We start from the raw sequence: 22663 nt of genomic DNA, 5'->3' as shown, positions 1-22663 counted from the left end.
GGTGGGGTCGGGGTCTACCGTGGGGTCGGAGTATCCGGTGCCCGAGTCTTCGGCGGGCGGGCCGTTCTTCGGCGCTGGGCCGGAATGGCAGCGGTGGTTCCGGCTGCATCAGGGCAGCCGGCGGCCGTGGCGGCGCAGCCTGAGCGTGGGACTCGGCGTCGCCGCCGTGATCTCGGTGCTCGGCGTGCTGTTCGGGCTCCTCTGGGCGTGGCTGGCACCGGGTGTTCCCGTGGTCGACGCCGGAACGTCCGGGACACTGGTCACCGACCCCTCCCCGGAGCAGTACATCGCCGCCGACGGCTGGTTCACCCTGCTCGGGCTCGGCTTCGGACTGATCGTGACGATCGGGTCGTGGCTGCTGCTGCGCCGTGATCGGGGGCCGTTCCTGCTGCTCGGCGTCGTCGGTGGGACGTTACTGGCCGGGCGCTGGGTGGCGCCGATGGCCGGGGAATACCTTGGGCGGGACGCCTACGACCAGTGGCGGGCCACGGCGGTGCAGGGCTCGACATATCTGGCGCCGCCGGAGTTGCAGGCGCTCGGGCCGAAACTGGTGCCGGCTTTCGTGGCGGCGATCGTGCTGACTCTGCTGGCGGGCTGGTCCAACGATCCCGATCTGGATCTGCCGGGCGCGTTTCCGGGTTACGGGGCCAACCATCCGGCCTACGAGGACCCGTCCGAGCGGGAGACGACCATTCCGGACCAGCAGCGGTACGGGGGACCGGTCACGTTCGGACCCGAGTCCGCCGAACCGGCCGGATTCCGGGACGGTCCGGGCATGCCGATCAATTCACCGGATGCGCGAGGGCTTCCCGACAGCCCCAAGCCCGACGACCGCTGACAAGCCCCGCCCACCCAACCCGCCCGCCACCCCCTTATTTTTTCGGCTAGCCGTAGCTCAGACATGTTTCGACTGGGACATTCTTCGGCTAGCCGTAGCTCAGGCAGGTTCTGGCTATGTCATTCCATGGCTGAGCTACGGCTGAGCGACCCGAGCCGTACGTCAGGCATGGAATGACTACCGCAGAACCTGTCTGAGCTACGGCTAGCCGAAAGAAAGAGGGGTTTGGGGTTGGGGAGTGGGGCGGCTAGTTCGGGCTTGCCGGTCTGGCCAGGTCGGCCAACGGGACCGGGACCGCACGCACCTTGGCCAACAAGCCGACCTCACGGTTCAGCAGCCGTAGCTCGGCCCGTAACCGGTCCGCCGTGTCAGGTGCGGCCAGCAACATCTGCCGCTCCTCGACGGTGAGCTGGGCAGTGGCCGCGACCAGATGGGACAGGACGGTCGGGTCGTCGGGCACCTGGTCGAGGCCTTCACTGTTGGGGCGCAGCAGCTCCAGGTAGACCCGGAACGCGGTGAGCACCCGCGGAGCGAAGAGCTGCGCGGCTGGGCTGGGCTCGTCCTCCTCGGGAAGCCACTCGACACGAGCCGTCAGGTAGGGCTCGGCGCCCTGCTCGACGCTCAGCACCCGGAAACGGCGGCGGCCGACGGTCATGATGTCGAAGCGGCCGTCCGGCAACTCGGTGACGTGCCGCAACTCGGCAGTGCAGCCCACTTCGTAGAGATCGTCGGCGCCGATCGGGGGCGCGGTAACGGCGGTGTCCTCGCCGGGGTCGGGGGTGACCTCGCTGCCGTGCCGAAAGGTGACCACGCCGAACTCGTGCGGTGTCTCCTCCGACTTGGCCACCAGCTCGCGGACGAGGGCGCGGTAACGCTCCTCGAAAATGTGCAAGGGCAGCACCAGACCTGGGAAGAGCACCGTGCTCAGCGGGAAGACCGGCAGCCGATCGCTCACGCGTTCAGCCTAGTCCGCTGCCGACCATGGTCAACCCGCCGTGAGGACGAAGCCGGTATTCCGGTCGCTGCGTAACGCCGATGATCGATGTCGTGCGCGGATGGCTTCGAACTTCGGCTGTCCGGGATTCGGCTCGCTCGATCAGGACGGGCTGAACACGCTGCTCGGCCGGGTCATGCCGGCCACCGAGGTCGTCGGCACGGCCGAGGGGATCACGATCGGCCCGTCCGGGGTGCGGCTGGTGTTCGGCCTGCGTGACGACAGGGTGATGACTTCGTCGAGAACGGCTGGCCGTGGCCGGAGCTGAGCCGGGCACGTTCGATCAGGTCGATGGCGACCCGATCGCGCTGCTCAACGGCGCGGTCCTGATCGCGGAGCGCCGGACGGTGGCGGCGCCCGGCGGGGAGTTCTCGGTGGCCCGGGTCCGCATTGCCGGTTTCGAGGCGGACGTCTGCCTACCCGGAGACCTGCCCACTCCCGTACCGGGAAAGGTGATCGGTGGCACCGTCTACCTGCCGTTCGTGTCCGCACCGAAACCGAAGCGCCGGTGGTGGCCTTTATCGGAACGTCTCGGATGAGAACCTGTCCCACGGCTCGGGCCAGGAGAGTCGTGTGGAAAACCCGCTTCCGTGGCGGCTTAGACTGGGCCACGTGCTGAATCGGATCGACCTGCGCGGCTCCCGGCGGGACCCGCGCGGACTGCTGCCCCGTGCCCAGCTCGACGTCTCTGTGGCCGTCGAGAGGATTCGCCCGCTTGTCGAGGCGGTCCATGAGCATGGGTTCAGTGCGATCCGGGAGGCGACCGAGAAGTTCGACGGCGTCACCCTGGAGCGCCTGCGTGTGCCGGCCGAGGCGATCGCCGCGGCTGCCGACGTGCTGGAGCCCGAGGTGCGGGCCGCCCTGCTCGAGGTGATCAAACGGGCTCGTAAGGTGCACGCCGACCAGCGCCGTACCGACACGACCACGCAGGTGGTCGACGGGGGCACGGTCACCGAGCGCTGGGTGCCGGTGCGCCGGGTCGGTCTCTACGTGCCCGGTGGCCTGGCCGTCTACCCGTCGACCGTGGTGATGAACGTGGTGCCCGCCCAGGAGGCCGGTGTCGAGGGTCTGGTGGTGACGTCGCCGCCGCAGATCGCCAACAACGGTCTGCCGGACTCGCGGGTCCTGGCGGCGTGCGCGCTGCTCGGGGTGACCGAGGTCTACGCGGTCGGTGGCGCGCAGGCGATCGCGATGCTGGGTTACGGCGCGGACGGTGTGGACGAGGCCGACCGGTGTGAGCCGGTCGATGTGATCACCGGGCCGGGCAACATCTGGGTGACCGCCGCGAAGCGGATCCTGCAGGGCCGGGTCGGGATCGACGCGGAGGCCGGCCCGACCGAGATCGCGATCCTGGCCGACGAGACCGCCGATCCGCGGCATGTCGCCGCCGACCTGATCAGTCAGGCCGAGCACGACCCGCTCGCCGCGAGTGTGCTGGTCACGGACTCTCCGGCGCTGGCCGACGCGGTCGAGGCCGAGTTGGAGATCCAGATCAAGACCACCAAGCACGACCAGCGGGTACGGACCGCGCTCACCGGCGAGCAGTCCGGTGTGGTGCTGGTCGACGACTTGGAGCAGGGTCTTCGGGTGGTCGACGAGTACGCTGCGGAGCACCTGGAGATCCAGACCCGGGACGCGCGCGAGTGGGCCATGCGGGTCCGTAACGCGGGTGCGATCTTCGTGGGCGCGTGGGCGCCGGTGTCGCTCGGTGACTACGCGGCCGGTTCCAATCACGTGTTGCCGACCGGGGGCTGCGCGCGGCACTCGTCGGGGCTGTCGGTGCAGTCGTTCCTACGGGGCATCCACGTCGTGGAGTACACGGAGGAGGCTCTGCGTGATGTCGCCGGGCACGTGGTGGCGCTCGCGAACGCGGAGGATCTGCCGGCCCACGGTGACGCGGTGAAGGTCCGGTTCTCATGACCACCATCGACGATCTGCCGATCCGGGACGACCTGCGTGGCCAGACCCCGTATGGGGCGCCGCAGCTCGACGTCGCCGTCCGGTTGAACACGAACGAGCATGCTTTCGCGGTTCCGCGGCCGGTGATCGAGGCAATGCGTAAGACGCTCGACGCCGAGCTGGCCGACCTCAACCGGTACCCGGACCGGGACGCCGTGGCGTTGCGCTCCGACCTGGCCGGCTATCTCGGTCACGATCTGTCCTACCGGCAGGTGTGGGCCGCGAACGGGTCCAACGAGGTTCAGCAGCAGCTGCTGCAGGCGTTCGGTGGGCCGGGCCGGACCGCGCTCGGGTTCGGCCCGTCCTATTCGATGCATCCGCTGCTCGCAGCGGGTACCGGCACTCGCTGGATCGGTTCGCTGCGCGATCCCGATTTCGGGTTGCGGGCGGACGCGGCGGTCGCTGAGATCCACCGGCACGACCCGGACCTGGTGTTCCTCTGTTCGCCGAACAACCCGACCGGCACCGCCTTGGATCCCGCGGTGGTCGACGCGGTGCTCGGGGCGGCGCGGGGCATGGTGCTGGTCGACGAGGCCTATTTCGAGTACGCCCGGGGCGGCACCCGCAGCGCGATCGAGTTGCTGCCGGAGCACCCGCGCCTGGTGGTGACCCGGACGATGAGTAAGGCGTTCGGGTTCGCCGGTGGGCGGCTGGGCTATTTCGCGGCCGATCCGGCGGTGGTCGACGCGGTGCAGTTGGTGCGCCTGCCGTACCACTTGAGTGCCTTGACGCAGGCCGCTGCCCGGGCCGCCGTGTCGCAGAGTGCCGCGCTGCTGGCCACGGTGGAGCAGATCAAGGTCCAGCGGGATCGGATCGTCTCCACCTTGAGGGGCCGGGGCGTCACCACCGCGGACAGCGACGCCAACTTCGTGCTGTTCCGCACCGGCGATGATCAGAAGGCCGCCTGGCAGGCCTTCCTGGACCGGGGTGTGCTGATCCGGGACGTGGGCCTGGCCGGCTGGCTGCGAGTCACCGCCGGTATCGAATCTGAGACCACCGCTTTTCTGAACGCCGCCGAGGAGATCCTGTGAGCCGCATCGGCCGCATCGACCGTGTGACGAACGAGACCAAGGTGCTCGTCGAGATCGATCTCGACGGCACCGGCAAGGGTGACCTGCACACCGGGGTCGGCTTCTACGACCACATGCTCAACCAGATCGCCAAGCACGGCGGGTTCGACCTGACCGTGCGTACCGAGGGTGATCTGGAGATCGACTCGCACCACACCATCGAGGACACCGCGATCGCGCTCGGTGAGGCGTTCGCGCAGGCGCTCGGCGACAAGCGGGGCATCCGGCGGTACGGTTCGGCCACCATTCCGATGGACGAGGTCCTGGTGCGGGCGGCCGTGGATCTGTCCGGCCGGGCCTATGTGGTGCACGACGAGCCGCTGCTGGTGCCGTACATCGGCCCGGTCTACGCGACGAGCATGACCCGGCACATCTTCGAGGCGTTCGGTCACGCGGCGAAGGTGACCCTGCACGTGGACGTGCTGCGTGCCTGCCGCCCGGGTGGTCACCCGGACGCGCACCACGTGGTGGAGGCCCAGTTCAAGGCCTTCTCCCGGGCGCTGCGTGAGGCTGTCGAGATCGACGCCCGCAACGCCGGTGCGCTGCCGTCCACCAAGGGGATGCTGTGATCGCCACGCTGTTGTTCGGGCTGGCCGGTCTGCTGATCGGTGGTGTGATCCAGCTCGTCAAGTCGGGCGCGACCAGGTTCAGCGTCGGGGTCACCGCGGTGCTCGCGCTGCTGGCCACCGCGGGCGGGTTCGCCTGGTGGCCGTCGGGGGAGGCGTGATGAACGTCGTCATCCTGGACTACGGTTCCGGGAACCTGCGGTCGGCTGAGCGGGCCGTCGCCCGGACCGGGGCAGAGGTCACCGTCACCAGCGATCTGAACCTCGCCGCCGAGGCGGACGGTCTGGTGGTGCCGGGTGTCGGGGCCTACGCCGCGTGCATGGCCGGGATCGAGGCGCTGAACGCGGGACCGGTCATCGCCGCCCGGGTCGCCGCCGGGAAGCCGGTGCTCGGCATCTGTGTGGGTATGCAGATCCTGTTCGAGTCGGGAGTGGAGCACGGCGTGGAGACCAAGGGGCTGGGGCTGCTGCCCGGTTCGGTGACCAGGCTCGCCGCCGAGCGGATCCCGCACATGGGGTGGAACACGGTGGCCGTGCCCGAGGGGTCGACGCTGCTGGCCGGGCTCGACGCGGAGGCCCGGTTCTACTTCGTCCACTCGTACGCCGCGCAAGATCTTGATCTGCTGAGTGACGCCCTGGTGACGACCGCGAGCCACGATCTGCCGTTCGCCGCCGTGGTGGAGGCCGGTGCCTTGAGCGCCGCGCAGTTCCACCCGGAGAAGTCGGCGGACTCCGGGTTCGCGCTGCTCGGCAACTGGGTCGCGACTCTCGCGTTCGCTTAGACAAGGACCGAGAGTGAGTAAAGAACGTGCCAGACGGCGGGCCGAGCGGACCGCCGTTCTGGAGAAGGAGAAAGCGGTCCGGGCCCGCCGAGTGGCCCGCCGTTCGTTCGTCACGAAAGCGACGAGAAGCCTGAAGCCGCGGTTCGGGCGCGACGGCCGGATCTATCACCGCAGTCTGCGGCAACGGATCGGCATCGTGGCCGTCACCGTGATCGCCCTCGTCGCGATCTGGTCGCTCATCCCGGAACTCGCGCTCCGCATCATCCTGACCGCCATCATCGTCCTCGCTGTGCCGGCCCTCGTAGTCGTGGTGCTCGGCCGTCGTGCCTCTTAAGGGAGAAAGATGACCCTGCAACTGCTGCCCGCCGTCGACGTCGCCGACGGCCAGGCCGTGCGCCTGGTCCAGGGTGCCGCCGGTTCGGAGACCGCCTACGGCGACCCTCTCGATGCCGCGCTGGCCTGGCAGAACGACGGCGCCGAGTGGATCCACCTGGTCGACCTGGACGCCGCGTTCGGCAAGGGTTCGAACGCCGAACTGCTCGCCGAGGTGGTGCGCCGCCTGGACGTGAAGGTGGAACTGTCCGGCGGCATCCGTGACGACGAGTCGCTGACCCGCGCGCTGGCCACCGGCGCCCACCGGGTCAACATCGGCACCGCCGCGCTGGAGGACCCGCAATGGTGTGACCGGATCTGTGGTGAGTACGGCGACCGGGTCGCCATCGGCCTGGACGTGCGTGGCCGCACCCTGTCGGCGCGGGGCTGGACCCGGGACGGCGGCGACCTGTACGAGGTGCTGACCCGTCTCGACAAGGCGGGCGCGTCGCGTTACGTGGTCACCGACATCACCAAGGACGGCACCATGCGCGGGCCGAACCTGGACCTGCTGCGTGAGGTGTGTGCGGCCACCGACAAGCCGGTGATCGCCAGCGGTGGTGTCTCCACCCTGGACGACCTGCGGGCTCTGGCCACGCTGGAGCCGATCGGGGTGGAGGGTGTGATCGCGGGCAAGGCGCTGTACGCGGGCGCGTTCACCGTACGAGAAGCTCTTGCCGTTCTCGGTTGATCTTCCAAGCTTCGCGTAGTGCCTGCTCGGCGGCCCGGATCGCGGGCCGGGCCGCTGAGGAGTCACGCCAGGCGAGCACCACCCGGCGGGTCGGTGTTGGATTTATCCGGACAAGGCGTGTCCCCGACGGGAGATTGCCGCGAGCCAGCCGGGGGATCAGCCCGACACCCAGCCCGGCCGCGATCAGCGTGAGCTGAGTCTCGAATTCGCCCACCTGGAAGTCCGGCACCACCCCCGGCAGGCTGCGGATCAGGTACTCGTAACAGACGTCACCCGCTCGGACGCCGATCCACCGCTCATGCCGGGCGTCCTCCAAGGTCGCTTCGCCGACGAGACGATGATCGTGAGGAACCACCAGATCCGCGTGATCCTCGCCGATCTGAACTTTCACTATGAAATCCGGATAACGCAGCGCCACCTCGGGCCAATCGTCCAGCACCGCCAGATCCGCGTGCCCGCGCCGGAGCAGTTCCAGGCCTTCATGCGGATTGACCTCGATCAGCCCGGTGGTCAGCTGCGGATGATCGGTGGCAAGACGGCGCAGCGCGTGCGGCATCAACGCCCGGCAGGCGGTCGCGAACGCGGTCATGGTGAGCCGCCCGGTGACCGTGTCCCGATGCGCGGCCAGCGCGGTCTCCGCCTCGTCGAGGCTGGTCAGCACCCGTTCAGCGTGGCCGGCGAGCATCCGGCCGGCCGCGGTGAGACGCAGCCGGCGGCCGTCTTTCTCGACCAGGACGGTGCCGGTCTCCCGCTCCAGTTTGCCGATCTGCTGGGAGACCGCAGACGGTGTGCAGTGCAGGGCCTGCCCGGCGGCCAGGACCGTGCCGTAACTGGCCACCGCGTGCAGGGCCCGTAGTCTCCCCACGTCAATCATGTAGCGATGCTACATCGTGGGTGTAGGACATTTCGCTGGTGCTTAACGGTCTGGCTGGGCGAGGCTGAGTCCATGAGACCGCGTGACCTCGCCATCGCCGTCGCCGTGGCAGCCGCCTGGGGATTCAACTTCGTCGCCATCGACGCCGGGCTGCGGCACTTCCCGCCACTGCTCTTCTCCGCGCTGCGGTTCACCCTCGCCGCCGTACCGGCGCTGTTGTTCGTCGGCCGTCCCCAGGTCGCGTGGAAGTGGCTGATCACCGTCGCCCTGGTTCTCGGCGTGGCCAAGTTCAGCCTGCTCTTCATCGGAATGCACGCCGGAATGCCGGCCGGGCTCAGTTCCCTGGTCCTGCAGAGCCAGGCGATCTTCACGATGCTGTTCGCGGTCCTGTTCCTGCGGGAGCGGCCCCGGCCCGTACAGATCGCCGGTCTCGCCGTGGCCCTCGGCGGCATCGCACTGGTCGCCACCCGGATGACCGCGAACCTGCCCGCGTTCGCGCTGGTGGTCGGCGCGGCGGCCTGCTGGGGAGTCGCCAACATCGCCACCCGCAAGGCCGCCCCGCCGGACTCGCTGCGTTTCATGGTCTGGGTCAGTGCCCTCGCGGCCGGCCCGCTGCTGATCCTCACGCTGATCGTCGACGGCCCCGCCGCCGACCTCGCCGCCCTGCAAGCCGTCGACACCGAGGCGATCCTCGCGCTGCTCTACATCGCACTGATCTCGACTCTCGCCGGCTTCGCCGGATGGGGATTCCTGCTGCGGCGGTACGGTGCGGCCACGGTCGCGCCGTTCTCCATGCTGGTCCCGTTCTTCGGCATGGCCTCGGCCGCGGTGTTCCTGGGCGAACGAGTGCACACCGTCGACGTGATCGGCGGTTCGCTGGTCGTCGGCGGTGTGCTTCTGGGACTGGTCAGGGCCCGTCCCGCCGTGCTGGTTAGGGTTGAGGCATGACGGTCGCGGTGCGTGTGATCCCCTGCCTGGACGTGGACGCCGGACGGGTGGTGAAAGGTGTCAACTTCGTCGACCTGCGGGACGCGGGCGACCCGGTCGAGCTGGCCGCGGCCTACGACGCCGCCGGTGCCGACGAGCTGACGTTCCTCGACGTGACCGCCTCCTCCGACGACCGCGGCACGATGCTGGACGTGGTCCGGCGTACCGCGGAGACGGTCTTCATCCCGCTCACCGTCGGCGGCGGCGTTCGCTCCCCGGAGAACGTGGACGTCCTGCTGCGGGCCGGCGCCGACAAGGTCGGTGTCAACACGGCGGCCATCGCCCGTCCGGAACTGATCAGCGAGATCGCCGAGCGGTTCGGCAATCAGGTGCTGGTGCTGTCACTGGACGTGCGGCGTTCAGCCGGCCAGCCCAGCGGCTGGGAGGTCACCACCCACGGCGGCCGCCGCAGTGCCGGGCTGGACGCGATCGAGTGGGCGGCCCGGGTGGCCGAGCTGGGCGCCGGCGAGATCCTGCTGAACTCGATGGACGCCGACGGCACCAAAGCCGGTTTCGACCTGTCCCTGATCCGCGCGGTTCGCGCCGTCGTCGACATCCCGGTCATCGCCAGCGGCGGCGCCGGCCAGGTCGACCACTTCCCGCCGGCGGTCGAGGCGGGCGCCGACGCGGTCCTGGCCGCCAGCGTCTTCCACTTCGGCGACCTGACCATCGGCGAGGTCAAGGACAGCCTCCGCCGCGCCGGCCAGCCGGTGCGCTAGCGGCCGTCGGCCAGCCGCAGGCTGTACTCACGGACCGCTGAGTTGTACGCCTGCTCGTCCAGGTCCCAGTCGGTGTAACCCGGCTCGGACACCCGGTTGAGCTGAGTCTGCAAGGTCATCACCGCGGACGAGAGGCCGCTGAACGGGCGGGTCCGCCACAACTGCTCACCGGGCGGGGCCACCTGGATCAGGTCGTCGTCCACGGTGATCAGGCCGGCGCCGGCCAGGCGGCGCACCGACTCCTCGAGGTCCTCGCGGGCCGGGACGCTGTGGTGCAGGAAGTCAGCTGCCGCTATCACGTCGGCCAGGGCCGCCCCGGTCGCCGGCAGTGCGGCGTGCAGCGCCCGATCGCGCTCCAGGCGCTCGGCGATGACCGCGGAGACGAAGATCCAAGCGTCGTTCCAGTTCCAGCCACCGGCCCCCATGCCGCAATGATGCCGTGCGTTTACCTCACCGGGAAGCGAATGTGTCCGGAAGATCACTGCGGGCCGGTTCCGGCACGGTCAACCGGGGCAGGAAGAGGTGCACCAGTGGGCCGATGGCCACCGCGTACACGATGGTCCCCGCCCCGACCGTGCCGCCCAGAAGGAAACCCACACCCAGCACGAACAGTTCGATGCCGGTGCGGATGACCCGGATCGACACCTTCGGGAACCGGCCGGCCAGCCCCGTCATCAGCCCGTCGCGCGGTCCCGGGCCCATCCGGCTGCCGATGTAGAGGCCGGTCGCGAACCCGTTCAGCAGGATCCCGCCGACCAGATAGCCGACCTTCGCCGGAATGGACTCCCCGGCCGGCAGCAGCGCGAGCGCGGCGTCCGCGGCGAACCCGATGATGAACAGATTGGCCACCGTGCCGACGCCCGGCTTCTGCCGTAGCGGGATCCAGAGCAACAGCACCGGCACACCGGCCAGCAACACGATCCAGCCGAAACTGATCCCGGTCACCTCGGAGAGTCCCTGGTGGAAGACGTCCCACGGGTTGAGACCGAGCCCCGACTCGACCATCAGGGCCATGCTCGCGCCGTACAGGACGAGTCCCACAAGTAGTTGGACCACGCGACGAAACAGGTTCATGCTTGCCACTCTTGAGGCCAATCCGTGGATGTTAAAGTGCCAATCGCCTGGAGGTGGCTATGACGACGTCGGTGCGTGGAGAGCAATTGGCCCGGTTGCTGGGTCGGTGGCACGCGTTGCCCGGCCGCCGGCGCAGCCCCGACTACGCCGCTCTCGCCGCTGCCGTCCGTGGCCTGCTGACCGACGGCCGGCTCGCTCTCGGTGTGCGCCTGCCCGCCGAACGGGAACTCGCCGAAGCCCTCGTGATCAGCCGCACCACCATCTCCGCCGCCTACCGGGCGCTGCGGGAGACCGGCCACCTGACCAGCCGCCGCGGCGCCGGCAGCTGGACCACGCTGCCGCACGGTCACCGGGTCGCCTCGTCCGGCCTGTGGACCGCCGACGACGACATCGAGTTCGACCTGGGGGTGGCAGCGTCCGCGGCCCCCGTGGAACTGGTGCCGGCCGCCCGCGCCGCCGCCGACGACCTGCCCCGCTACCTGGGCAGCGCCGGTTACCACCCGACCGGCTTGTCCGAGTTGCGGGTCGCTGTCGCCGAGGCGTACACCGCCCGCGGCGTGCCCACCTCATGCGAGCAGATCCTCATCACCAGCGGCACCCAGCAGGCCCTCGACCTGGTGCTGCGACTGTCGGTCCCGGCTGGCGCGCCGGTCCTGGTGGAGACACCCACCTACCCCAACGCGCTGGCCGCGCTCGCGGCCCGCCGCGCCCGGATCAGCACCAACGGCCTCGACATCGAATCCGGCTGGGACGCCGACATGCTCCTCGGTGCACTGCGCCAGACCAGGCCACGGCTCGCCTACCTGATCCCCGAGTTCCACAACCCGACCGGCCACCTGATGCCCGCCGACCTGCGCGAACGCCTGGTAGCCACCGCCCATTCCACCGGCACCGAACTGATCGTCGACGAATCCTTCGTGGAACTACCCCTGGACGGCCAGCCGATGCCCCCACCGGTAGCCGTCTTCGACCGCCATTCCCGGGTGACCTCGATCGGCGGCATGAGCAAGCCCTACTGGGGCGGCCTGCGCATCGGCTGGGTCCGAGCCTCCGCCCCCTTGGTCCAGCGCCTGGCCGCCATCCGAGTCGGTGTGGACATGTCCAGCCCCGTCCTGGAACAGCTGGTGGCCGTCCACCTGCTCCGCCAGTCCACCGAAATAGTCGCGGCCCGCCGCGCCCAACTACGTTTCCGCCGGGACGCTCTGGTCGAAGAGCTACGCACCCGACTCCCCGAATGGCGCTTCGTAATCCCCAGCGGCGGCGTCACCATCTGGGCTGAGTTGGACGGCCCCATCTCCAGCGCCCTGTCCCGAGCCGCCGAAGACGTAGGCGTCCGCCTGGCCCCCGGCCCCCGCTTCGGCTTGGACGGCACTCTGGAACGCTTCCTGCGCCTCCCGTTCACCCTCCCCGCCGACGATTTGACCGAGGCAGTCCGCCGCATAGCCTCAGTCCGCCACGACCTGGACCACACCCCCCGCCCGACCTGGCGCACCCCCGCAGTAATCGCCTGAACCAGACAAACCCCCAACCCAAACCGGTTTCTGGTACGAGCCGCAGGTCCCGCAACGCGACACCGCCCGTGCCTACAGCGCGAGGCAGGCGCCCCCTCCCGGTCACCCCGCGTCCGCCGGGCGGAATGCGTCCCTCCCGGTCACCCCGCTCCCCGCCGGGCCGAATGCGTCCCTCCCGCTCCCGCGCCCGCCGGGCGAATGCACCCCTTTCAGGCCACCGCGCGCCCGGCAGGCTGAAACTGATCCCCCTCGGATCCGGATCCGGGCGTCGCAACGCCGATGATTCGTATTTCTAACCGGCGCATGGAGGCGAATTCCGGATGTGAGAAAACGAATCCCGGAGACCCGGTAAGGAATTGCGAAGACGCCGACTCGCCGGACGATACTTACCGAATGCTGGCTACTGCGACGTCCGATTGATTTCGGCCACACTATTCTCAGGATCACACGCGAAGAGCACAACAGATCCGGCCAAAACTTGCATGGTTGTTCCCCGGCCATAGCACGGTGACCGCCACGGACACGGCCGTCTGGAAAAGCGCCGAGTGCCACCGTGACCGACGTCCGACCGGCACCATATTCATTCAATAAAGACCCACCCCGACCCGATCGAGGCAGCAACTTTCCCAGCTGAGGGCAGCCAGGCACAAGGAATCGATCTGCCCTCACCCCGCCGCCCCGCCCTCGCCGAGCGGCAGCCCCAGCCCGCGGAACCGAGACCACCGGCGCAGCCGCAATCCCCGACTGAACAACTGCCGCATCACAGGCCAGAGGCATCGGCGCAGGCGCGGCCGGATTCTGGGGCGGCAGGGATGTGGCCAGGGCCCGGGTTGGCTCAGATACTGCCGGAGCTCGTGGTGGTGCGGGTGCTGCCGGAGTCTGGGGCGGTGCCGGGGGCGCGGCTGGAGCTCGCGGTGGCTCAGGTGCGGCCGGGGTCTGGGGAGGTGTGGGCGCGGATGGAGCCTGCGGTGGCGTTGATGCGGGCGGCGTCCGGGGTGTGAGTGAAGCCAGCCACTCCCGATCCTCGCGGGACAGGGGCATGGAGTCGCGTTCGCGGATGCGGCGAAGTTTCTCGGTATGGCGGCGCTGAAGTCCCCAAGCGCGACGCCTTTCGTGGTCGCGGCGAAACTCGTCACGGTCCGGACAGTAGTTCTTCGACTTGGTCCGGTCGCGCATTCCGGCAACGCTGAACAACGCTGGCTGACTCATACATGAATTCTCCCAGCTCCCAACAGGAAACTGTAAGAATTATTTTGTGCCGAACTGTCGTACCGGCTCCTTGGCGAAACGGCCAGCCCACCGTGATGATCTCATTAGGAAGCCAATTAAGACGGTCATGTTTCCGATATTTGAACCATTCCGGGACGCGTGGGTGTCTGCGGTGTGGACACGGTCGTTTCAACATCATCTGGTGAGACCGAGGATGGTGAATGGCCTGGTCATGTCGCGGTTGGCCCAGCGGGTGGCTTCGGTGATGTCGGTGCGGCCTGCCAGGCGTAGGGCGTTGATGGCGAGGTTGCGTAGCGATGCGAGGACGCGGGGTCCGGAGCGGGTGCGGACGTGGGAGTGGTCCTCGCGGTAGCAGGTGTCCCTGATGAAGTGCAGGGTTTCGATGGCCCAGTGGCCGCGGTTGAACGCGGCCAGTTCGGCGGGTCCGGCTTGGTCGGCGGGGTGGCTGGTGACGCCGAGTTGTGCGGCTGCGGACTGTTTGCCGTTGCTGTGGGTGACGTAGCGTTCGATCAGCCAGACCTGTTTGACGTGCGGGAACGGCAGGCCGGGTGGAGTGGGTAGGACCCGGATGGTGCGGCGGGTGGTGCGGCCGTGCCCGGTGTCAGTGCTCTCGTGGCCGATCGGAGTGTCGGTCCAGGGCAGGGCGTCGAGGGCGTCGAACAGGGCGTGCCGGTTCTCTTTGACCGGTAGGACGAAGTGGCCACCCTGCTGGTGGATGAGTTCGGCGGTGGCTTTGACGGTGTGCAGGGCGTCGGCGGTGACCGTGACGTCGCGTAGGTCGAGAGACTCGAGCAGGGCACGGGCGGTGGCCGGTTCGCGGGTCTTGGCGCCGTCGGTCGGCGCTTGGGCGATGACGACGGCCGCTGATCCCTGGTGCGGTGGGCCGGCCAGAGCGGACAGCAGGTGCAGTTGTTCACCGTCGATGTCGACGGCGCCGCGGACGGTCTTGCCGTCCAGGCGCACCTGGATCGGGGTGTCGGTGCTGGTGGCGGTCTGCTGGGTGGTGGTCCACTCGGCGATCACCGCGTCCAGGACATCGGTGTCGGTGTCGGTGCAGACCCGCCAGAGTGTCGAGCGTGATGGCCGCCCTGCCGGGCGGGCTTCGGCCCGCGTGTACAGGCCGTCGAGGATGTGGCAGGGCACGTCGGCGACCCAGCCGCTCATCGCGCTGTAGCCCTTCAAACCGGCTACCGTGGCCGCCGCGACCAGCGCGAGCACGACCGCGACGGATGATCACGGCCCTGGTCCGAACGGCCGTCAGAAACGGCGAGGAACAACTCCAGCAGACCGTGACACGAAGGCGTGAACGAGGCCTCGCCGACGGTCGCCGACGATGCTGGATCGGTGGTGGGGATGACAGACTGCGGCACGACGAAGCTCCGTTTGAACCAGTTCCGTGGAAAGACCTGGTCTCAACGGAGCTTCGTCCATATCCGACACGCTGAAGCCGCCACCATCACTCACCGCAACTATCGATCTTGAAACGGCCGTGGCGGTGTGGATGGTCAGGTGAGCCAGGTTCCGGTGCGCATCAGGGTTCGGCCGGGGATCTCGTTCGCCTCTCGCCAAGCCTGGATTCGGGTGGGGTGGAGCAGTAGGAAGATGTAGGACGGGCCGGCCGTGCGGGGATCCCAGTCGTTCTGGGCAACGTAAGCGTCGCCGATCTCCGGGGCTTCGGTGACCGGAAGCCAGCGGTCCAGTACGGCGTCGATCATCACCACGTCGCGGGTCGGGCCCAGGCCGACGCGGGCGCGGCCGGTGGTGATCAGGCTCTTCGCGGTGGGAGTGGTTCGGTCGGTGGCCGCGACCAGGCGGTCCTGGAACCAGGCCAGGGTGAGTGGAACCAGGTTCGGCCCGTCGGTGGACACCCAGGCGTCCAGCACCGGTGACACCAGCCGAGCGAGAGTGTCCGCCTTGCGCTGTCCCAACGATCGCGGAGCGTCGGTCATCCGCCCAGCCTAGGACTGCCGGACGCAAGCCGGGGACCGCTGGACGCAAGCCGGGGACCGCCGGACAGCGATCACTCGCCCCGCAGGGGCCGGGGACCGCGGGGGACTGCCGGACGGCGTCAGGCCGGTGGCACGAATGTGCAGCGTGCCGAAATCGGGTGCCGAGTGAGGTCTTTGCCGGGGTGGTGCGTGCAGGCCGTGAGGGACGCATTCGGCCCGGCGGTCGCGGGGAAAGCGGGAGGGGACGCCCGGCTTGCGTGGTGGGGGCAGGACCGGCCGATTTGCGGGGCTCGTCGGCTCGTACCGGAAAGTGGTGGGGAAAGAGTGCGGCCGGCGAACCGTGAGAGGTTCGCCGGCCTTTGAAGGGGTCAGATCTGGGCGAGGCTTCCCTCGTACATCTTGTCGATGTGGGTGGCGAAGTTGGTTTCGACGCTGCGGCGCTTGATCTTCATGGACGGGGTGATCTCGCCGGACTCGATGGTGAGGTCGCGGGGGAGGATGGCGAACTTCTTGACCGTCTCCCAGCGGTTCAGCTTCGCGTTCAGTTCGGCGATGTAGCCCTCGACCAGGGCGTTCGTCTCGGGGGCGGCGATGATCTCGGCGTAGGACTTGCCGGCCAGTGGGCCGCTGGCGGCCCACGTCACGATCGCTTCCTCGTCGAGGGCGATCAGCATCGTCACGAAGTTGCGGTTCTGGCCGATCACCACTGCCTGTGACGTGTAGGGGCAGACCGCTTTGAAGGCGCCTTCGATCGCGGACGGGGCTACGAACTTGCCGCCGGACGTCTTGACCAGGTCCTTCTTGCGGTCGGTGATCTTCAGGTAGCCGTTGGCGTCCAGCTCGCCGATGTCGCCGGTGCGCAGGAAGCCGTCTTCGGTGAACGCCTCGGCGGTGGCTTCCGGCAGGTTGTGGTAGCCGCGCATGACGGGGGCGCCGCGCATCAGCACCTCGCCGTCGGTGTCGATGCGGACCTCCAGGTCACCGAGGGCCTGGCCGACCGAGCCGATCTTGAGTTTGCCGTTGCGGTTGACGAAGTTGGCGGCGCACGCCTCGGTCATGCCGTAGCCCTCCAGGATCGGCAGGTTCGCCGCCGCGAAGAACTCCGAGATGTCCTTGCTGAGCGCGGCCGAACCGCTGACCAGGACGTTGATGTTGCCGCCGAGCTTCTGCTGGAGTTTGCTGAAGACCAGTTTCTCGGCGATCGAGTACTGCAGGGCCAGGCCTGCGGGGACCGGCTTGCCGGCCTGCTGGAACGCGACGCGCTTCTTGCCGGTGGCGACCGCCCAGCTGAAGATCTTCGGCTTCAGGCCGGTGCCGGAGAGGCCACTCGTGACGGTCTTGTTGTAGACCTTCTCGTAGATCCGCGGCGGGGCGCACATCAGCGTCGGCTTGATCACCGAGAGCAGGTCGATCAGCTTGTCGACGCGGCCGTCGACATAGGTCGGCACGCCGACGTGCAGGATGCCGCAGAGCAGCGTCTTGCCGAACGCGTGTGACATCGGCAGCCACAGGTAGTGCAGGTCCTGCGGGGAGAACAGGCCGAGCTCCTCCTGTGCCACGCCCTCCCAGGTCCAGCCCTTGTGCAGCAGCTCGACACCCTTGGGGCGGCCGGTGGTGCCGGAGGTGTAGATCAGGGTGGCGACGTTGTCCGGGCCGAGCTGCTCGGTGACGGCGTCGATCAGGCCGGGCTCGCGGGTCAGCGCGTCGGCGCCGAGTTTCTCCAGGTCGGCGAGGGTGATCTGGGGCGGGGTGGCGCCGGCGTCGGCGGGCCCGTCGATCAGCACGACCTTGGTGACGGCGGTTTCGGTGCCGGCCAGCTTGAGGGCCTGCTTCGCGTTCTCCGCGATCAGGATCTTGGAGCCGGAGTCGGACACGATGAACGCGGTGTCCTCCGGCTCGGTGGTCGGGTAGACCGTGGTCGCGGCCGCTCCGGCGACGTTGATGCCGAGGTCGGCGAGGATCCACTCGAGGCGGGTGTTGGACAGGATCGCGACCCGGTCCTCCACGCCGACGCCCAGCTCCCGCAGGCCGGCGCCGATGGCCTTCACCCGCTCGCCGACCTGGGACCAGGTCAGCCAGTCGGCGCCCGTGTCGGTCGGGTTCGGCCCGGCGAACGCCCGAGCGTCAGGCGTCTTCGCCACGCGCTGGAAGAACATGTCGGGGATCGACCGGTAAGGGACCTGAAGAGCCATATCGGGCGCCGCCTTAAACATCAACGGGGGAAGGTAACTGAAGTGTTACCGCAGAGTAATGCCAGTGCGGCAACAGGGCTAGATCTACTCCATCGTAGTTCGTGCCCGGATTCGCGTCGCCGGAGCACTACTTTGAGCGATGTGGATCTGATCATCGACCCGTCGGGGGAGCGGACGGCGGCCGTGTACCGGGCGCTGCGCGCGGCCATCGTGGACGGCCGGGTCCCAGCCGGGCACCGGCTGCCCGCGACCCGGGTGCTCGCCGCCGGCCTGGGCATCTCCCGCGGGAGCGTGGCCGGGGACGTACGCCGATCCGGCCGGTCATCCGGCGCTGCGGGCCGCAATCGCCCGTTACCTGGGCTTCTCCCGGTCGGTGCGGACCGCCGCCGCCGCCGCCGAGGTCGTGGTCGTGGTCACCAACGGCACCCAGCACGCCCTGGACCTGATCTCCCGGGTGCTGTTGCGGCCCGGTGACGTGGCGGCCGTGGAGGAGCCCGGCTATCCGCCGGCCCGGCGGCTGTTCACCGCGATGGGCGTACAGGTGGCCGGGGTCCGCGTCGACGCCGAGGGCCTGGTCGTGGCGGACCTGCCGGACCGGGCCCGGCTGGTGTACGTGACACCGTCGCACCAGTTCCCGCTGGGCCGCACGATGAGCCTGGCCCGCCGTCAGGAGCTGCTGGCCTGGGCGGGCACCCGGCCGGTGGCGATCGTCGAGGACGACTACGACAGCGAGTTCCGGTTCTCGGCCCGGCCGTTGGAGCCGCTGTGCACGCTGGACCGGGCCGGCCGGGACTACGCCGACCGGCATGCCCGGGTGACCGCGGCGCTCACCGCGATTCCGGGGCTGGACGTCATCCCGACCGCTGCCGGGCTGCACATGACGGCGCTGCTGCCGGTCTCCTCGCGCCGGGTGGTGGCCGCGGCGAGGCGGCAGGGTGTCGGGGTCGAGGAACTGGCCGCCTACACCGGGGAAGAGTCAGCGGTGGACGGGCTGGTCGTCGGGTTCGGTGCGGTCGACCCGGACCGGATCGAGGAGGGCCTGGCCGTGCTCGCCCGGCTGACGGCCTGACGGCGACCTGGTGGAGAAGGCCCGGTAGAGCAGCGCGCCACCGGCGATCACCAGGCTGAGCAGGGCCGGCCACCCGTTGAGCCAGAGCAGCGCGACCACCGCGGCGAACGCGAACCCGGCGACCGCCCGCGCGCCGGTACCGGGCAGCAGGCGCAGCGCGGCCGCTGTGCCGATCACGTAGACCAGGGTGAAACAGCCGGTCGTCAGCAGGGCGGCGGTGTGCAGGTCGAGCGGCAGCAGCACCGAGCCGATGCTCGCGACCAGGATGAAGCTCAGCGAGCGGCGCTGTGTCCCGAGGACTCGCGGCAGTGAACCCTCCCGGGCCAGGGCCGCGCCGAGCCGGCTGGACCCGGCGAAGTAGGCGTTCACCGCGCCCATCGTGAGCACCACCGCGATCACGGCGGTGAGCAGCCGGACCGGCCCGCCGAGGCCGATGGCGAGCAGGTCGGCGAGCGGGGCACGGCTGCCGGCCAGGGCCGGGCCGAGGGCGAGCACGCTGACCGCCGCCACGGCCAGGTAGAGCACGCCGACGACGGCGACCGCGATCAGGGTGGCGCGGGGCACGTCGCGGCGCGGGTCGCGGTACTCGGCGGAGAGCGAGGAGAGTGCCTCCCAGCCGGCGAAACCCCAGACCAGCAGGGCCGCGGCGGCGCCGATCCCGGTCCAGCCGTGCGGGGCGAACGGGGTCAGGTTGTCCCAGTCGGCGTGCGGCAGGGCGGCGATCACCGTGACGACCAGCATCGTCGCGAGCGCGATCGACAGGCCCACCTGCACCCGGCCGGAGACGCGCAGACCGAACCAGTTCAGCACGTACGCGGTACCGACGATCGCGACGAAGGTGGCCAGTTCGGTGGCCCGGCCGCCACCGAGGACGTCGGACACGTACCCGCCGGTGAAACCGACCGCGACCGGGGCGCCGAGCGGGACCGCGAAGTAGAAGGTCCAGCCGACCGCGGCCGCCGCCCGCGGGCCGAACGCCATCCCGGCGTAGGTGGAGACGCCGCCGCCGTCCGGGTAGCGGGCGCCGAGCGCGGCGAACGTCCAGGCCAGCGGCGCGGAGAGCACGATCAGGGCGAGCCAGGCCACCAGCGAGGCGGGCCCGGCGGCATCGGCGGCGAGCGCGGGCAGCGAGATCAGGCCGGTGCCCAGGACGGCGCCGACGGAGAGCGCGGCGCCCTGGGTGACGGACAGGTCGGTACGTGCGGTCATGGCTCGAACCTAGGGGCCGATCGGACCACGCGGCGAGCCAATTCCGGCCGGTTCGGTCGGGCCGATTCAGATCCCCGGGCGGGCGGTGCGCAGCCGTTCGACCACCTCGGCCGGGCCCTCGACGGTGACCCGGGTGGCCCGCTGGCGGCCGAAGAAGAACAGCGCCAGCTCACCGGCGTCGCCACTGATCCGGACCTGCGGGTCGGCGCTGTTGCGGATCGGCGGGAGACCGGCCGGATCGATCGCGGCGGTGATGCCGAGGCGGCGCAGCGAGGTCCGGGCGATCAGCTTGACGTTGCTCCAGAGCGCGGCCTCGAACTCCTGGTCCAGCAGGCGGGGCTGCCAGTCGCCGGGGCCGCGCCGGACGTCCTCGTGGTGGATGAAGAACTCCATGGTGTTGGTGAGCGGTTCCACCACCGGGTTGCTGACCGGGCTCCAGACGGGCGGTCGCCGCAACTGCGAGATCAATTCGTTGTACGGCAGGGTGGCGCGCGCCAGGCGGACCCGCTCCCCGTGCGCCGCCAGTGGTTTGACCAGCATCCCGATCGCCGAGTCGGGCCGGCGCTCGCGGACCACGATGTGTGCGGCCAGGTCACGGGTGGTCCACCCCTCGCACAGCGTCGGCGCGTCCGGGCCCTCACGCAGTAGCAGGTCGGCGAGCAGGTCCCGTTCGGCGCGGGCGTGGTTGGTCATCACTCGATGGTAGGCCTCGATGTAATCGTGGCCACGATGTAAACGACCATGTGAATGGGGAAGGATAGGACAGTAAGGTCGGGAAAGCCGACGAATGCTTACCAGGCAGGTAGGTAATGTGAGCAGCAGTACCGGCAATGAAGTGCTGGGACGGGGACTGCGAGTGCTCGGCCAGGCGATCCGGACGGAGCCTCGGCTCTTCATCGTCAGCGCCTTGGGAAGCAGTCTCTTCGGTCTCCTCATCGTTGCGAACTCGTATGTCGTAGGGGCCGTGATCGGCCGGGTGGTGGTGCCCGCGTTCACCGAGGACCGGGTCAGTTCGGCCGGTCTCGCGCTGGTCGTCGCGGTTCTGCTGGGGATCAGCGGTCTGCGGGTGGCGAGCATCTTCGCCCGCCGTCTGGCCGCCGGGTTCATGCAGTTCCGGCTGCAGGCCCGCTATCGGCGCGCGGTGACCCGCCGCTATCTGTCGCTGCCGCCGGCATGGCATCAGCGCAACGCCACCGGAGAATTGCTCTCCAACGCCAGTTCCGACGTGGAGGCCTCGTTCGCGCCGATCGCGCCGCTGCCGTTCGCGGTCGGCACGATCGTGATGATCGTCGGGGCGATGGCCTCGCTCTTCGCCGTCGACTGGGCCCTCGCCCTGATCGGGGTGGCGCTGTTCCCGGCATTGTTCGCGCTCAACTACTTCTATTCGCGGCGGATGTCGCCCCGGCAGATCCGCGCCCAGCGGATGCGGGCCAAGGTGGCCGCGGTCGCGCACGAGAGCTTCGACGGGGCGCTCGTGGTCAAGACGATGGGCCGGGAGGCCGACGAGTCCCGCCGGTTCGGGGTGCACGTCACCGAACTGCGGGACGCGCTGGTCGCCGTCGGCCGGCTCCGCGGTGTCTTCGACCCGCTGATGGAGAGTCTGCCCAGCGTCGGCACCCTGGCGGTGCTGCTGCTCGGCACTTGGCGGCTGCAGGCCGGGGCGGTCACCGTGACCGAGGTGGTCAGTGTGGCGTTCCTGTTCACCGTGCTGGCGTTCCCGGTGCGGGCGATCGGCTGGGTGATCGGCGAACTGCCGCGCAGTGTGGCCGGCTGGGACCGGGTGCAGGCGGTGCTGACGGCCGAGGGTGACCTGGCCTACGGCACCGGTGACCTGCCCGGCGACGGCCCGGCCGAGTTGCGGTTCGACCGGGTCGGCTACCGCTACGCCGACGGCCCGCCGGTGCTCTCCGACGTGACGTTCACCGTCCCGGCCGGGCGCACGGTGGCCCTGGTCGGCGCCACCGGCTCCGGTAAGTCCACGATCGCCGCGCTGGCCGTGCGGCTGATCGACCCGGACTCCGGTGGTGTGTCCGCCGACGGGGTGAAACTGCCCGACCTTTCCGGGGCCGCCCTGGCCGGTGCGACCGCGCTGGTCCCGCAGGTGCCGTTCGTCTTCGACGACACCGTCCGCGGCAACATCGCCCTGGACCGGCCCGGTATCGACGACGAGCGGGTCTGGGCGGCCGTCGAGCTGGCCCAGGCCTCGAAGTTCGTCCACGGGTTGCCCGAGAAGATCGACACCGCGGTCGGGGAACGGGGCACGTCACTGTCCGGAGGGCAGCGGCAGCGGCTCACCCTGGCCCGCGCGCTGGCCGGGAACCCCCGGCTGCTGGTCCTCGACGACGCCACCAGCGCCGTCGACCCGCGGGTGGAGGCGGCGATCCTCGGCGCGCTGCGCGAGTCGGGCACGTCGCTGCTGGTGGTGGCCTACCGGCGGGCCAGTATCGCGCTCGCCGACGAGGTGGTCTACCTGCATCGGGGGCGCGTGGTGGCGACCGGTACCCACACCGAGTTGATGCGGTCCCAGCCGGGTTACCGCGACCTGGTCACCGCGTACGAGAAAGAAGGCTTGTGAACG

At 69.6% G+C, this 22663-nt stretch carries 26 protein-coding genes; 17 read left to right on the top strand and 9 right to left on the bottom strand.

The genetic code is table 11. The features are described from left to right. The first annotated feature begins 37 nt into the window (after positions 1-37). Positions 38-838 carry a hypothetical protein gene (locus BLU81_RS24870; RefSeq protein ID WP_197685979.1) on the top strand — a complete coding sequence of 267 codons (801 nt, stop codon included), beginning with the start codon at positions 38-40 and terminating at the stop codon, positions 836-838. A 247-nt stretch (positions 839-1085) separates the two neighbouring features. Here BLU81_RS24870 and BLU81_RS24865 read toward each other — a convergent pair whose 3' ends face one another. Further along, positions 1086-1793, bottom strand: a complete 708-nt coding sequence (locus BLU81_RS24865; protein ID WP_092546878.1) for an LON peptidase substrate-binding domain-containing protein — start codon at positions 1791-1793, stop codon at positions 1086-1088. 100 nt (positions 1794-1893) lie between these two features. On the opposite strand from BLU81_RS24865, the gene BLU81_RS24860 reads away from it, so the two are divergent. The 9 genes from BLU81_RS24860 to priA all read left to right on the top strand — a co-directional run bounded on the left by BLU81_RS24860 (position 1894) and on the right by priA (position 7271). After that, a complete protein-coding gene (locus BLU81_RS24860) occupies positions 1894-2100 on the top strand; it encodes a hypothetical protein (RefSeq protein WP_092546877.1) in 207 nt (68 codons plus the stop codon). Continuing rightward, positions 2087-2371: a hypothetical protein gene (locus BLU81_RS24855; protein WP_092546876.1), complete on the top strand. Its 285-nt coding sequence runs from the start codon at positions 2087-2089 to the stop codon at positions 2369-2371. Before BLU81_RS24860 ends, BLU81_RS24855 begins: the two co-directional genes overlap by 14 nt. A 73-nt stretch (positions 2372-2444) precedes the next feature. Beyond that, a complete protein-coding gene (gene hisD / locus BLU81_RS24850; RefSeq protein ID WP_092546875.1) occupies positions 2445-3752 on the top strand; it encodes a histidinol dehydrogenase in 1308 nt (435 codons plus the stop codon). Further along, positions 3749-4822 (top strand): histidinol-phosphate transaminase, encoded by a 1074-nt coding sequence (locus tag BLU81_RS24845; RefSeq protein WP_092546874.1) that lies wholly within the window; start codon positions 3749-3751, stop codon positions 4820-4822. The genes hisD and BLU81_RS24845 overlap by 4 nt, the downstream gene beginning before the upstream one ends. Continuing rightward, positions 4819-5430, top strand: a complete 612-nt coding sequence (gene hisB, locus BLU81_RS24840) for an imidazoleglycerol-phosphate dehydratase HisB (RefSeq protein ID WP_092546873.1) — start codon at positions 4819-4821, stop codon at positions 5428-5430. The genes BLU81_RS24845 and hisB overlap by 4 nt, the downstream gene beginning before the upstream one ends. Then, positions 5427-5588 carry a hypothetical protein gene (locus BLU81_RS49275; protein WP_172890615.1) on the top strand — a complete coding sequence of 54 codons (162 nt, stop codon included), beginning with the start codon at positions 5427-5429 and terminating at the stop codon, positions 5586-5588. Before hisB ends, BLU81_RS49275 begins: the two co-directional genes overlap by 4 nt. After that, entirely contained in the window at positions 5588-6208 is a 621-nt protein-coding gene (gene hisH, locus BLU81_RS24835; protein WP_172890614.1) for an imidazole glycerol phosphate synthase subunit HisH, read from the top strand. The genes BLU81_RS49275 and hisH overlap by 1 nt, the downstream gene beginning before the upstream one ends. 13 nt (positions 6209-6221) lie before the next feature. Next, positions 6222-6542 carry a hypothetical protein gene (locus BLU81_RS24830; RefSeq protein WP_092546871.1) on the top strand — a complete coding sequence of 107 codons (321 nt, stop codon included), beginning with the start codon at positions 6222-6224 and terminating at the stop codon, positions 6540-6542. Between the two features lie 9 nt (positions 6543-6551). Continuing rightward, positions 6552-7271, top strand: coding sequence for a bifunctional 1-(5-phosphoribosyl)-5-((5-phosphoribosylamino)methylideneamino)imidazole-4-carboxamide isomerase/phosphoribosylanthranilate isomerase PriA (priA, locus tag BLU81_RS24825; protein ID WP_092546870.1), 720 nt, complete (start codon positions 6552-6554; stop codon positions 7269-7271). On the opposite strand, the gene BLU81_RS24820 is transcribed toward priA, so the two are convergent. Next, complete coding sequence (locus BLU81_RS24820; protein ID WP_092546869.1) at positions 7237-8145, bottom strand: LysR substrate-binding domain-containing protein; 909 nt, start codon at positions 8143-8145, stop codon at positions 7237-7239. The two genes, priA and BLU81_RS24820, sit on opposite strands and share 35 nt — an antisense overlap. A gap of 72 nt (positions 8146-8217) precedes the next feature. On the opposite strand from BLU81_RS24820, the gene BLU81_RS24815 reads away from it, so the two are divergent. Both BLU81_RS24815 and hisF read left to right on the top strand, forming a co-directional pair. Continuing rightward, positions 8218-9093: an EamA family transporter gene (locus BLU81_RS24815; RefSeq protein ID WP_092546868.1), complete on the top strand. Its 876-nt coding sequence runs from the start codon at positions 8218-8220 to the stop codon at positions 9091-9093. Further along, positions 9090-9851 (top strand): imidazole glycerol phosphate synthase subunit HisF, encoded by a 762-nt coding sequence (gene hisF / locus BLU81_RS24810; protein ID WP_092546867.1) that lies wholly within the window; start codon positions 9090-9092, stop codon positions 9849-9851. Before BLU81_RS24815 ends, hisF begins: the two co-directional genes overlap by 4 nt. Here hisF and BLU81_RS24805 read toward each other — a convergent pair. Both BLU81_RS24805 and yczE read right to left on the bottom strand, forming a co-directional pair. Further along, positions 9848-10276 (bottom strand): hypothetical protein, encoded by a 429-nt coding sequence (locus tag BLU81_RS24805; protein WP_092546866.1) that lies wholly within the window; start codon positions 10274-10276, stop codon positions 9848-9850. The two genes, hisF and BLU81_RS24805, sit on opposite strands and share 4 nt — an antisense overlap. A 25-nt stretch (positions 10277-10301) precedes the next feature. Continuing rightward, on the bottom strand, positions 10302-10925 hold the full coding sequence (gene yczE / locus BLU81_RS24800) for a membrane protein YczE (RefSeq protein ID WP_092546865.1): 624 nt from the start codon (positions 10923-10925) through the stop codon (positions 10302-10304). Positions 10926-10984: 59 nt separating this feature from the next. Here yczE and yczR point away from each other — a divergent pair, with 59 nt between their 5' ends. Beyond that, positions 10985-12436, top strand: a complete 1452-nt coding sequence (gene yczR / locus BLU81_RS24795; RefSeq protein WP_092546864.1) for a MocR-like transcription factor YczR — start codon at positions 10985-10987, stop codon at positions 12434-12436. An 830-nt stretch (positions 12437-13266) separates the two neighbouring features. Beyond that, positions 13267-13437, top strand: a complete 171-nt coding sequence (locus tag BLU81_RS48560) for a hypothetical protein (protein WP_157751780.1) — start codon at positions 13267-13269, stop codon at positions 13435-13437. A 403-nt stretch (positions 13438-13840) separates the two neighbouring features. On the opposite strand, the gene BLU81_RS24785 is transcribed toward BLU81_RS48560, so the two are convergent. From BLU81_RS24785 to BLU81_RS24775, 3 genes are all read right to left on the bottom strand, one after another. Beyond that, positions 13841-14884 (bottom strand): ISAs1 family transposase, encoded by a 1044-nt coding sequence (locus BLU81_RS24785; protein ID WP_092546862.1) that lies wholly within the window; start codon positions 14882-14884, stop codon positions 13841-13843. Positions 14885-15171: 287 nt separating this feature from the next. After that, the gene (locus tag BLU81_RS24780; protein ID WP_092546861.1) at positions 15172-15615 is read right to left on the bottom strand and encodes a hypothetical protein; all 444 of its coding nucleotides are present in this window, start codon (positions 15613-15615) and stop codon (positions 15172-15174) included. 368 nt (positions 15616-15983) lie between these two features. After that, positions 15984-17807, bottom strand: coding sequence for an AMP-dependent synthetase/ligase (locus BLU81_RS24775; protein WP_092546860.1), 1824 nt, complete (start codon positions 17805-17807; stop codon positions 15984-15986). Between the two features lie 42 nt (positions 17808-17849). On the opposite strand from BLU81_RS24775, the gene BLU81_RS52125 reads away from it, so the two are divergent. Both BLU81_RS52125 and BLU81_RS24765 read left to right on the top strand, forming a co-directional pair. Continuing rightward, on the top strand, positions 17850-18281 hold the full coding sequence (locus BLU81_RS52125) for a GntR family transcriptional regulator (RefSeq protein ID WP_373873380.1): 432 nt from the start codon (positions 17850-17852) through the stop codon (positions 18279-18281). Further along, positions 18163-18876, top strand: a complete 714-nt coding sequence (locus BLU81_RS24765) for an aminotransferase-like domain-containing protein (protein ID WP_231954814.1) — start codon at positions 18163-18165, stop codon at positions 18874-18876. Before BLU81_RS52125 ends, BLU81_RS24765 begins: the two co-directional genes overlap by 119 nt. Here the strand turns inward: BLU81_RS24765 and BLU81_RS24760 are convergent. Both BLU81_RS24760 and BLU81_RS24755 read right to left on the bottom strand, forming a co-directional pair. After that, positions 18784-20085 carry an APC family permease gene (locus tag BLU81_RS24760; RefSeq protein ID WP_092546858.1) on the bottom strand — a complete coding sequence of 434 codons (1302 nt, stop codon included), beginning with the start codon at positions 20083-20085 and terminating at the stop codon, positions 18784-18786. The genes BLU81_RS24765 and BLU81_RS24760 overlap by 93 nt on opposite strands. 66 nt (positions 20086-20151) lie before the next feature. Then, complete coding sequence (locus BLU81_RS24755) at positions 20152-20778, bottom strand: TIGR03085 family metal-binding protein (RefSeq protein ID WP_092546857.1); 627 nt, start codon at positions 20776-20778, stop codon at positions 20152-20154. A 142-nt stretch (positions 20779-20920) separates the two neighbouring features. Between BLU81_RS24755 and BLU81_RS24750 the strand changes: the two genes are divergently transcribed. Then, on the top strand, positions 20921-22660 hold the full coding sequence (locus tag BLU81_RS24750) for an ABC transporter ATP-binding protein (protein ID WP_172890826.1): 1740 nt from the start codon (positions 20921-20923) through the stop codon (positions 22658-22660). Positions 22661-22663: the final 3 nt, after the last annotated feature.

It is taken from the genome of Actinoplanes derwentensis, from assembly GCF_900104725.1.
GTDB lineage: Bacteria > Actinomycetota > Actinomycetes > Mycobacteriales > Micromonosporaceae > Actinoplanes > Actinoplanes derwentensis.
This window is presented reverse-complemented; position numbering and strand designations above follow the sequence as displayed.

Excerpts from the sequence above, each read along its gene's own strand:
- BLU81_RS24860 (WP_092546877.1), top strand. The coding sequence starts at position 1,894 with ATGGCTTCGAACTTCGGCTGTCCGGGATTCGGCTCGCTCGATCAGGAC.
- BLU81_RS24780 (WP_092546861.1), bottom strand. The coding sequence starts at position 15,615 with ATGACCGACGCTCCGCGATCGTTGGGACAGCGCAAGGCGGACACTCTC.
- yczR (WP_092546864.1), top strand. The coding sequence starts at position 10,985 with ATGACGACGTCGGTGCGTGGAGAGCAATTGGCCCGGTTGCTGGGTCGG.
- BLU81_RS24815 (WP_092546868.1), top strand. The coding sequence starts at position 8,218 with ATGAGACCGCGTGACCTCGCCATCGCCGTCGCCGTGGCAGCCGCCTGG.
- priA (WP_092546870.1), top strand. The coding sequence starts at position 6,552 with ATGACCCTGCAACTGCTGCCCGCCGTCGACGTCGCCGACGGCCAGGCC.
- BLU81_RS24760 (WP_092546858.1), bottom strand. The coding sequence starts at position 20,085 with ATGACCGCACGTACCGACCTGTCCGTCACCCAGGGCGCCGCGCTCTCC.
- BLU81_RS24805 (WP_092546866.1), bottom strand. The coding sequence starts at position 10,276 with ATGGGGGCCGGTGGCTGGAACTGGAACGACGCTTGGATCTTCGTCTCC.
- BLU81_RS24845 (WP_092546874.1), top strand. The coding sequence starts at position 3,749 with ATGACCACCATCGACGATCTGCCGATCCGGGACGACCTGCGTGGCCAG.
- BLU81_RS24775 (WP_092546860.1), bottom strand. The coding sequence starts at position 17,807 with ATGGCTCTTCAGGTCCCTTACCGGTCGATCCCCGACATGTTCTTCCAG.
- BLU81_RS24755 (WP_092546857.1), bottom strand. The coding sequence starts at position 20,778 with ATGACCAACCACGCCCGCGCCGAACGGGACCTGCTCGCCGACCTGCTA.
- yczE (WP_092546865.1), bottom strand. The coding sequence starts at position 10,925 with ATGAACCTGTTTCGTCGCGTGGTCCAACTACTTGTGGGACTCGTCCTG.
- BLU81_RS24820 (WP_092546869.1), bottom strand. The coding sequence starts at position 8,145 with ATGATTGACGTGGGGAGACTACGGGCCCTGCACGCGGTGGCCAGTTAC.
- hisF (WP_092546867.1), top strand. The coding sequence starts at position 9,090 with ATGACGGTCGCGGTGCGTGTGATCCCCTGCCTGGACGTGGACGCCGGA.
- hisH (WP_172890614.1), top strand. The coding sequence starts at position 5,588 with ATGAACGTCGTCATCCTGGACTACGGTTCCGGGAACCTGCGGTCGGCT.